Origin of the sequence: Chryseobacterium sp. VD8 (genome assembly GCF_037149975.1) — a bacterium.
GTDB lineage: Bacteria > Bacteroidota > Bacteroidia > Flavobacteriales > Weeksellaceae > Chryseobacterium > Chryseobacterium indicum.
This window is the reverse complement of sequence record NZ_JBBCQL010000157.1, coordinates 1-10,811: the sequence shown is the minus strand read 5'-3', so window position 1 is coordinate 10,811 and position 10,811 is coordinate 1. Positions and strand designations below refer to the sequence as shown.

At 29.2% G+C, this 10,811-nt stretch carries 8 protein-coding genes; 2 read left to right on the top strand and 6 right to left on the bottom strand.

Annotation, left to right across the window (positions count from 1 at the left end):
- Positions 1 to 167: 167 nt before the first annotated feature.
- Entirely contained in the window at positions 168 to 593 is a 426-nt protein-coding gene (locus tag WFK35_RS15740; protein WP_047096962.1) for a DUF6943 family protein, read from the bottom strand.
- Between the two features lie 275 nt (positions 594 to 868).
- On the opposite strand from WFK35_RS15740, the gene WFK35_RS15735 reads away from it, so the two are divergent.
- Together WFK35_RS15735 and WFK35_RS15730 are read left to right on the top strand one after the other, a co-directional pair.
- Positions 869 to 1,519, top strand: a complete 651-nt coding sequence (locus WFK35_RS15735) for a hypothetical protein (protein WP_047096961.1) — start codon at positions 869 to 871, stop codon at positions 1,517 to 1,519.
- Positions 1,520 to 1,597: 78 nt separating this feature from the next.
- Complete coding sequence (locus WFK35_RS15730) at positions 1,598 to 1,975, top strand: hypothetical protein (protein ID WP_047096960.1); 378 nt, start codon at positions 1,598 to 1,600, stop codon at positions 1,973 to 1,975.
- Between the two features lie 42 nt (positions 1,976 to 2,017).
- Here the strand turns inward: WFK35_RS15730 and WFK35_RS15725 are convergent, their stop codons facing one another.
- From WFK35_RS15725 to WFK35_RS15705, 5 genes are all read right to left on the bottom strand, one after another.
- Positions 2,018 to 5,299 carry a hypothetical protein gene (locus WFK35_RS15725; protein ID WP_336733391.1) on the bottom strand — a complete coding sequence of 1,094 codons (3,282 nt, stop codon included), beginning with the start codon at positions 5,297 to 5,299 and terminating at the stop codon, positions 2,018 to 2,020.
- A gap of 35 nt (positions 5,300 to 5,334) precedes the next feature.
- The gene (locus tag WFK35_RS15720; protein ID WP_052769193.1) at positions 5,335 to 6,273 is read right to left on the bottom strand and encodes a hypothetical protein; all 939 of its coding nucleotides are present in this window, start codon (positions 6,271 to 6,273) and stop codon (positions 5,335 to 5,337) included.
- A complete protein-coding gene (locus WFK35_RS15715; protein ID WP_052769192.1) occupies positions 6,266 to 9,568 on the bottom strand; it encodes a hypothetical protein in 3,303 nt (1,100 codons plus the stop codon). Before WFK35_RS15715 ends, WFK35_RS15720 begins: the two co-directional genes overlap by 8 nt.
- Entirely contained in the window at positions 9,558 to 10,238 is a 681-nt protein-coding gene (locus WFK35_RS15710) for a chromosome partition protein MukE (protein ID WP_336733390.1), read from the bottom strand. Before WFK35_RS15710 ends, WFK35_RS15715 begins: the two co-directional genes overlap by 11 nt.
- A partial coding sequence (locus WFK35_RS15705) for a hypothetical protein (RefSeq protein WP_336733389.1) occupies positions 10,211 to 10,811 on the bottom strand: 601 nt, incomplete at its 5' end. The genes WFK35_RS15705 and WFK35_RS15710, both read right to left, overlap by 28 nt.

The following is a 10,811-nucleotide window of genomic DNA, read 5'->3' as shown; positions in this document are numbered from 1 at the left end:
GGAGTTTCGAGTTTTGGTGCCACCTTATTGCTAAAATTTCTTATCAGAAACATAAAAAACAAGTTCCGGAAATAAAAGTTGTGGTGACTGCGGAACAATTAAGCCTCTCAAAAATTTGAGAGGCTTTTTGCTGGAGTTCGGCTTCCATTATTACAAAATAACCGTTTTTATATTTTGTAATAGTATTTCTGTACGAGAATACTCCGAAGCTCTGAAAGCTGCTTCAACTTTTTGGAATAATGTTGTTCCAGCTGATAAACAGATTTAATGTCCTGCAGGATTTTTCCGTTTTGCTCCATTTTGGAAAAACTTGGAATAATCCAATTTTGAATCACTTTTTTGAGTTCTGAAAGACGAAGCATATCAATCACGCTTCCGCAGAGATATGGATGGAAAAATCCGTTTTTCCATAGGGTATAAAATATCCAGTACAGATTTTCTTTTTCGGTTTCATTCCTGCAATACAGGATAAAACAGTTCGGACAAGGTTCAAACATTGGCTTTCCTGCATTTCTTCCTCTTGATAAAATGAAAATTGAATTTTCGGGCGTTCCTTTTTCAGGATTGTACGTACGTACTTTGAAATTGAGCATAATTCGGGATTTAAAATTGATGCTCACGAAATATTTTGAAAAGAAAACCAAGAAAAAACCGGAAAAAAAGAAAGCTGATTTAAAGGAGGCGGGGAATTGTGTCAAGGTTTTTTGGAAAAAGATTTTTTTGTAAGTTTTTTACAAAAAAATCTTTTTCCAAAAACACGAAGTGCTCGACCTTTATACAATATTGCGGCTGGACTGGGAAGCCTCCTAACTTGCTTTGCTTTTTTTATTTTTTGTGTACTGATTGATTCACTAACTTTAAAAGAAAAATGCCAAGAAAAAAAGAACGTCCAAAATTCATTCACAAGGCTTCAACTCAAGAGTATTTACAATGCCTACAGAATATGACCAACTGGTCGAATATTTTATTATCCCAAAATAATGGGAAAACATACAACGATTTTCTGAAATGGATTTTAAAAAATGATTATTTCAAAACAAATGAAAACCTTACTATTGCTCACATTTCGAAACAGAGTGGATATTCTTCTGCGAAGGTTTCAAGATGGTTACAGGAAATCTATGAGGGAATCCTTAAACTTAATGAGAACAGTCCCGAATTATTTTATACTGAATCCGGGATTCAGGTGGAGCTACGCATACGTTATTATGATAGCTTTTGTTTCTTCTCAATGACACTGCCGGTAGTTCCAAGAGTTTATGAATCTTTTGAATTTTTCTTTATTAAAGCAAAAATTGGCTGGGACAGGTTTTGGGTTAAAAATGTAGAGTACGAAATTGATAACAATAAAAATACAATTTGTGTATTTCTAGAAGGAGGAATACTCAATCGCTATCGTGAATTTGCAGTTGAAAAAGCTTTATTTAAAGGACAGATTTCGCATAGAGACGAGTATGAAAAATTCGATTTTGAAATTGATGATTTAATTCTGGGAAGAAACCGGGAATTGTATGGGTAAACAGCCCGCACAAAAAGATGCATTCTGAAAAGTTCTATAATTGATAAAATTTCTTTCGATAACTAAACATAAAGAGCGATGGAAAAAACAGCGGTATGGAGTGCTGAAAGAAAATGCTTTTTATGGAATTGGATGAAAAGATTTAGGTGCAGGAAGGAATGGCAAAAGTATTTTCATCAGCACGGAGTACTGCTGTGCGCTGTGACGGAAGCGGATACACAGCTTGCCTGTGTATTGGCTGGAGGAACCGGCAAAAGACGACACTTCCTGCATCTTTTTGTGCATCCTATGAAAATGGGCGGGAAAAAAGCGTTGGCAAGGAAATGGCGCAAAAGGGCTATGCCCGTTGCAAGGAAAGCATTTAGCATAATCCCAAATTATAGGCACCAATGGCTTTGGCACGGAGCGGAGCTTTGCGGAGTGGAGGGCAACGTTTCGCAGCTGCCGTGCGTATAATTTTGATTATGTTACTTGCTGCGGGAAAGCGAGGATAAAAACTTACTCAGTCAAATAGGGTATATCTTGCAAAAGATTATTTTCTGTATAATCATCTACTCTAATATTAAACCTAACATCCATAAATTCTTTTAGAGCTTTAAAATTAGGAGTTAATAATTTTGATTCTAACCCATAAGTAGATAAAATTGCCATTGCTCCAATATTAAATTGATCTATAAATTCTTTTGATTTAAAAGCTTCCAAAGGGTATTTTATATAGCAATCCTTTTCATTCATAAGTGAATACTTATGAAACATTTTTTGGAATTCTTCATAATATTTATCATCTTCTGTATTTGATAAAATATAATTTTCAAAAACTCTTACTTTATGATTAATCATAAAATTTTGCATATTGACTAAAATTTGCCAATCTTTCCAACCTTCATCTCTATATCCATTGATCAGAACTGAAAAATTCGGATCTTGTTTTAATTCTTTTAATGTTATGTATATACTTTTCTTAACATTATTATTCCTATTCTTGATTGCATCTAGACTGAAGCTTTTATCATACTTTTCGCTCAACGTATCTTGCCATTTCATAAACTTATTTTCTTTAGGCAGATCTAACGATAATTTTTCTTTTTGAAAAAAAGTAGAGTTATAAGCTTCAAAATCTTCTTTGACATAAAGATCTCTGTGCATTTTTTGATATAAATTAAAAGAAAGCTGTTTTGACATTAAATTACTTTCTCCAAAGAATTTCCAAAACTTTTCTTTAAATTCTGTATATGGAAGCAAGCTTATGTTATTTAATAAAGCTAATAATGATGAAACGATAAATGCAGAATGCTTTTTTGCTTTTTCAATATCTTTTTCATCTGTAAAACAAATAAATACTTGCCATTTTATTACTTCATTGGATTCCTTCTGTACAGGCGGTCTATAAGTATCACTTAAAATTAATTCTATTTCAATATTAGATTTTAATAAATGGAAATCAATCTCTGATAAGGAAATTTCAGCCAATAAAATTTGAATAGCTGCTAAAAATTCCTCGCCGACTGATAATGACTCAAATGAGTTATCAAAACTAATCCTCCAAAGACTACCTAATGCATAAAATTGGATAACTCTTGTGTCTCCAACATCATTAAGCGGAAAATCATCAATTTGGTATTCAATCCCTTTATTAAATTTTTCATTTGTTTTTACCTCTTCTTCAATTTTAGAGAATAAAGGCTTAATAATTTCTTCTCCAACATAGTCAAGATGTTTCAAATAATCATTTACCAAATAATTATATTGAGTAGAAATTCTATTCATTGAATACAAAATAAATGAAACATAGTGAGTAGCCTTTATTTCCTGTTCTGCATCATTTTTATCATAATTAAAATCAAAACGGAGACTCATATATTTGCTAAACATATTAATAGCATTAAACCAAGAACCTTGCAAATAATCCGAATAAAAAAGTAAGCCAACACTATTTTCCAACCTTTTTACCAATTCTTTAATTGCACTCATTCTAAATGATGCTAATGCATAATTTTTTGCTGCAAAATGCATCCCCAATGAATTGTACAACTGTGATATATTTAGAAGAGCTAAAACAAAACCCTCTATTGTATCTTCTTGAAAATAATTATCTTTTGCTTTATGAAAAAGATCAAGTGCTTTTAATATATTTCTTGGCTTACTAGTTTTTAAAAATGAATAGGCTTTATTAACCTGTGACTTTGCTAATCTAACTTTACCTTCCCTCTTTTCTACTAGTGGAAATAAACTTTCTGAAAATTCATCTAGTACCTCAATAATATCCTCATCTTCAGAAACATTATGATGAATATAAATCTTTAAATATTTGTCTATCCTCTCGCTAAATTGTGATAATTTGAATAAAGGAGCATCATCAACTATTTTTAATAGCTCGTAATAAAACTCAATAAATGATGTTTTATCTTTTGGTCGAATGCGATTTATTCCCATTAAAAGATTCCCTTTCAATTCAAGGAATTTACATTTTTCATTAATATCTTTTTCTAAAAATAATTTCTGACTTATCTTGCGATATAGCTGAACAAACCACTTTTTTAACTCATCAATTGAAATATTGACTTTCTTATTTTCAATTATTGTAAAAAGGATGTTTGTTAGAATATGTGCATTTTCTAAGTCATCTGCATCTTTAAAGCCGTTAATATCATTATAATAAAATCTTACATCCTCCTCAAATCCAAAAAGTTCTCCTTTGGGCCTATTCCTTTCATTCAAATTTTCATAATCAACTTCATAAAATTCATTATTAAGAAAAACAATTTCATAAATTGCTTTTCTTCTGAAGTCATCTTCGATATTTACATTTCGGGAATAAAAGGTCAGAAACGGATTCCACGTATCTTTATGTTTGTGTAAATATTTTTTTCTTCTGCAATAATTAACTAAGTCTAATACTTCAAAAAATTCGCCTACTCTAAAATCAGTAGGGGGAGCAATATTTTTATAATATTCATACTTTGAAGAGTACCATTTATCATCAGAAGTTCCAATATTTAAAATTAACTTTTCTAAATCTTCATTTGTTAATTTTCTATTTTCTTTATCTCCCTGAGAGGTTCTGATAAATACGTGTTCCAATAAAACACCAAAAATCTGAGTACTTTCATTATTTATATTATCAAAAGTTAGTTGAGAAATTAGGTTTTCGATATTTTTCTTAATATTTGAGAATTCTATATCTGGTGATTCTCCTATGAATTTCCATCTAATTTGTTTCGTGAAATCTTTCCAGAAATTATAGTCTAATTTTTGAAAAATATCAAATGCTTCTGATACAGCCTCATTTTCTTTTATGCTGTTCTTTTGTTTATCAATATATTCGGTGACAATTTCTTTCACTTTTTCAGAAAATCGACCAAGCTTTTCTTCAGTTAAATTGTGTTGGTTATCAACCCATTCTTTTAATAATTCAGCATCATTATCTGTATATTGTGCTGCGACATTTGTATTGGTTTCAAAAATGAATTCTTTTGTAAAGTCATTGTAATCAGATTTAATGGATAACATAAAAAAATGAGAAATACATTTTTTTATTTCATCACTACTAAATGAAAAATTACTTGAATAAAGTTTTATTTGTCTAAATTTTAAATTTTTATCATAATTATTCTTTTGAAAAATATCTTCTTCAAATTCACAGTATATATCATCTTTCTCATTCTCTAAATAATTTCCAACCCAAGTTTCTAAAGTTTTTAATGTTTGATAATTATAACCTCTCTGAGAACTGAAAGCATCAGTATTTTTAGAAAATAAAAAAAGTTTATTAATATTCATAATTTCGTGATAAGTTTGGGAGTACTAGAAATTTGTTAAACCTGCAATTGAATCATTTTAGCCAAGTCAAAAGACTCTTCTTCTATCCACATTTCGGTTTGGATTAAATTGTTGATAAGAATTATTTCTTTTTTTGAAAAATTTTCTAGAGACAATCCAGATAGTATTTTTGATAAATCCCAATGGCTGTAATGATAATCTATATATGTGCTTATTTTTTTATGAGGTTCATTAGGATATAGTAGATGAATATCCTTATTCCTATTGCTGAGCTTTTCTTTTATTCTCAAATAAATTTGTAATCCTGCTAAATCCCAATCGCAAGAGTAATAAATTGGTTTGGAAAGTTCCATTTCATCAATGTCTTCAATTATTTTTATATTATTTCCTCCCACATACCATAACTTAACTTCAGTATTTTTAGCTATCCAAGGTTGCTTTAAAAACGACTTATTTTCGCATAATACAATTGCCTTAGGATTAGGATGATCAACAATTAATCTCCATTGGTTTTCTTTTTTGTCTAAAGCAAATTCTGTGATATCTAAAATTTTGAATACTGCATTTCTTACACTTGATTTGTTCTTCAAGTATTTTGAAGTATCAAAAAATTCATTGGAAAAGTCTTCTATATTGGTTGGATTATTTTTTAACTCAGTTTTATTCTCGGCTATGAGCATTAAAGTTTTTACATCTTCAAGTGTAAAGTTCTTTTTGGCATTAGGTTCAATACCGTTTTCTATAAGAAATTTTTTAGCTTCATCATATGGTATTCTAAATGTTTCTTCATAGAATTCAATAAAATAATCTGTAGAAATAATGACTTTAGTATTGTCAGGCTTCTTATCAAGAATACATTTTTCTTCTAAAAGATATTTTATATAAGGATGATCTTGAATATTTGCTTTGGTCTTTTTTAAATGATACAAATCATCAAGAGCTTTTAATTCTTTCCAAGTGATATTTTTATTCATTGTCCGGCTTCGTATTTATGTATTCATCAATATCTTGAAAAACTTGATTTGAAAAGATTCCAAGAGGTGGAACATAAGTATCTATACTTACCAAGTTATTTTCATTCATAATATAAATGTATTGCCCATAATCAGTTATTTCACCTGCTGTTTCAATTGCCATTGTTAGTACCTGATATTGTTCTTTCTTTGCTAACTCGTGTAACATATCATAATTACTTCCTAAACCTTCAGCTTCATCTATAGGCATTATCTTTAATCCTTTTTTTCCTTTTTCTTCAATCAGAGATAATCTGGCTAAGCATAACAAAGCATTTGCAGCATAGGTTTGTCCGTTACTTCCTGAATTAATCTCGTCATTTTCAAGTTTTAAATCAAATTCTAAATCGAAATACGATTTTGGATTCATTAAATCTTCAGGTTCAACTTTGGCACTTCCTCCAAGTTGCTGAAAAGCTTTTATCATCATTTTGTTGATATCTATTTCTTCCCGAAGCTCACTGAATAAACCTGTATTGTTTATTTGAGTATTTAATTGTTTTCTGAAATTTCCAAGCCAACTATCAGGATAATAAATTGATTTTTTTGATGTTAATGATGCTCTGTTTCCTCCTGTAATAATTTTATTTTTCTTTTTTAGATAGACATCTATTTCATTGATTTTTGTGAGGTAATTGGTGTAAACTTTATAAACCTCATTAAAAATACTGCCTAATATTTCAATTTTTCGTGAACCGATTTCCTGAATGTCCTGTGTAAGTTTGCTTAACCTATCTGCAATATTAGATGAAATTAAGTCCTCATCAACTTCTGTTGTAGGGAAAACAGTCGGGAGCATTAAATTAGCTAGCTTCCCAATTGAAATAGATTCATCATATGGCAAATTCATATCTTCAAGTATTTTCTTAACTACAACTTCATAATCAATTTTTGATTTGTCTGCCTTATTCTTTAAAGAGTTGAAACCACCATTTTCAGGATTAGAAAACTCTTCAACATTTTCATCATATTCAAGTTGATTTTTAAATAGTTGTTCAGAAATTTGTTTTGTTTCAGTTAGTTCCTGATTAGATATACTAATTGTATTTTCCTTTTGTTGGATACTGTCATTGATTTCCCGACACTCTTTTTCTAATTCATACCTGCATTTTAATAAATTCTGATTACTCAAATATTTTTCCTTCAACAAGGTTTCATCAAAAACAGATTTATTTATTAGTTCTTCTAAATCATTTTGTTGTGTAGCTAGTTCTTTATTCTGAAGTACGATTTCCTTTTCAACAAACTCTATATCAATATTCTCTTTATTACTAAATAAATCCGTTTCCAGTTTTTGGATTCTTTTATTACACTCTTCTATAACTGTTTTTATACTCAAAAAATCTTCATATTTTTTTTGAATCAAATTGAATTGATTTAAAATATTGTCTTTATCAAGATATAATTGAATAAATTGCTCAAATTTACTTTCGGAAATATCTAAACTTTCTTCAATATTAAAAGAAATAAGTTCCTCTTTTCTTTTGTACAAATCTATGTTTTCCTGAAGATTATTAAACTTGAACAGTATTTCTTTATACTTTTCTTTATTGCTTTTTTCTTTAATTAATGCATTTAATTTCTTTCCGACTCCTTCTTTGATTTCCGATAATGGTTTTATGAGGGATTCTACATTATCGACGTTTAAAAGATGGTTAGGTGAATATTCTATGTATTCATATACTCCATCAAGATTTAACCAAAATCCGTGATGATCTTTTTTATCTTTTACTTTAGATTCTATATTTTCAAATAATTCTTCCGGAAACGGAACATATCTATTAGCATTTTGTTCCGAAGGTTTTGCGTTGCCATATTTCTGAAAATAGATTAAGATACTTTCTATTGCGTGGGATATGGGAAAGTTCAAATTTTCAGTAGCCCATCTTACGAGAGATTCCGGATTATTTAAATCTGAAAACTTTGATAATGATTCAAGTTCAATTATCTCTTTTTCAAGTTTTTCAATTTCTATAGGGAAATCTTCATTTGCTTTCTCAAAGTCAATCAGCCAATTTGAGATATCAAAATAATTAATAAGACTATTGTTTTTGAGGTAATTTATAAAGGTCAATAAATTTCTTTTATTCTCGTTTTCCTTGGTTTGAAATTTATACCACTCTTTAACTTTATCTAATTGATTGTCATTTAATGTCAACCAATTATCAACTGTTTCTATATAAGTTTTAGATTGTTTGATATTGAAATACTTACTTTCTATTTCCTCTTTATAACTATCTTTATAAGCAAGATTAGCGATAGTTTTCTTTTTGTCTAAAAGCTCCTCTAAGTCTTTTATTTTGGACTTTTTAATCTGATTTTCAACAAACTTAAGTTCAAATTTTTTATTTTCTAATTCCTCTTCTGTTTTTTGTTTTTCTATTTCTGTTTTTCTCTTTAAAGTATTCCAATAATTATATCGTTTGAATAGGAATTCAGAATAAGTAGATTTGTATATTTTACTTTTATCAAGGGCATTTTTTAGAGTAGATTGTTTTTTGTTTATCAAATCAATTTCTTCCTGGTATCTTTTATGTTCGTAGAAGTCGTTACTAATATTATCCACTTCTTCTTTATATTTTTCCATAATGACATTTTGCTCATCGTCACCGAAAAGGAATTTTTTTAGATTTTCAGACTCTGTTTTAAAACCCTTACCTCTTGAGAAAGATCTTAATATATTAGCATAGGTTTTTAATGTTTCATCTTTTGTTAAATCTAACGAGAGAATTTCATTATTATAAAGAGTTTGATGATATACTCTTCTTTTAAAAGATTTTATCCTTGCAAAATCAATTTTTTCACAAAGATTATTTAGTGTATCTACTTTGTCATTTATAATCAAATCTTTTGTAAAAATCGGCATATTTAGAGGTGTTAGCTCTTCCCAATCATATCCATTATGTACGATAAACATTTCGGCAGCGTTACTTGTACTTTCGATATATACCCCAATTACAATGTACTTTTTCGGACTAATTTCAACGTTTAGAAAAACATAACCTCTTGAAGATGATTTTCCTGCGGAAGCTAAAAGCATCCCTTTTACATCTCTATCCTTATTACCATCTGTTGCAGATTTAAATTCACCTGAACCAACTAAAATCAATTGAATCATATCTGCGATCATACTTTTTCCGCTTCCACTTTCCCCACTAAAATCCGTTCTGTAAGGATGAAATAAATAATCGGCATTAAAGTGTTGTTTAATACCTATGGTAGATAAACTATATATACGAGGAAAATTATTCTGCATCTTTCACTTCTTTAATCAAACTGTCTATTGTTTCTATCTGAGGTTGGTATGCTGCTCGTAATCTTTCAAAGGAAGGCATTATTTTGAACTTGTTCTTTTCATTTTCGTCATCCCACATTAACCAGCCTAACTCTCCAAACTTGATAAATGATTTTTTTACTACATCTTCAAATCGTTGATCATTTAAATCAGAACCTTTATCCGAAGAGTTATCATTAATTAATTTTCTCAAAGCATTTTTCTCTTCTTCGTATTCTTCATAAAGAAGGCTTGTAAATTCAGATATACTATCAAGCTCAATATTACCATCCAATTTATACATCTTTAGAAAAAGCATACCAACAATAATAAATTCATTTTTCAAATAGTCTCTGCTTTCAGAAGGAACATTACTTTTTCCGTCTTCATTTAGATCCAAATAATAATACTGATTGAATTCATTTCCGTCTTTTCTTAGGTTTAGATTGAAAAAGTCTTTATAATAATTTTTTAAAGACTCAAAATTTGCATTCTCATTTAAGAAACGAAATAAATTTGCATCCAAAGGATATTCTCGTTGAATATGAATACCACTTCTAAGTGTGTAATCTAATTTAGCAAAAATACCCACAGCTTTCTTTTCATAAAGAAAACCATATTTTTCTACTTTTTCTGAATTGTCATCTGCCATAATGATATTCTTTTATTTACAGTATAATTAACGGGTTCTTGTTTAATTTCTACCTTGTATCGCTGTTTGGATTTTGTACTTTTTCTCAAAATACTATGTGCTGTTTTAACAGCAATTGCCAATCGGTCTGTATCTACAATTTTAAAAAACAATGGTGTAAAAACTAGTGAACCTTTTTCTTCCAGTTCCTGAAATGCCAAATTTGTCCAATACATTATTCTTTCTTTATCTTGTTTCCATTTGAGCGTCTTATCCAATAATTCTTTCCTTTTAGCAATATCGATACTTCTCTTAATAATTTCAACAGGTAATTTAGGACTTATCTCTCTAATTGGAATAATATTGAATGTGAGAGAATGCTCTATGGATTTTACCTTTAACCCGGAAAGATTATTCGGAAATTGAATTCTTTTCGTACTCTTTTCCCTTTTAACAAAAGATTTTTCCAACAGATAGAGAATAAATTTATTTGTTTTTCTGTCAAAATCTTGCTTATTAAAATCATAAATAAATTCTCTTATTCTGGGTTTTATTTTTTCAATTCTCTTGCTTACCTGCTCTAATTGGCTTCGG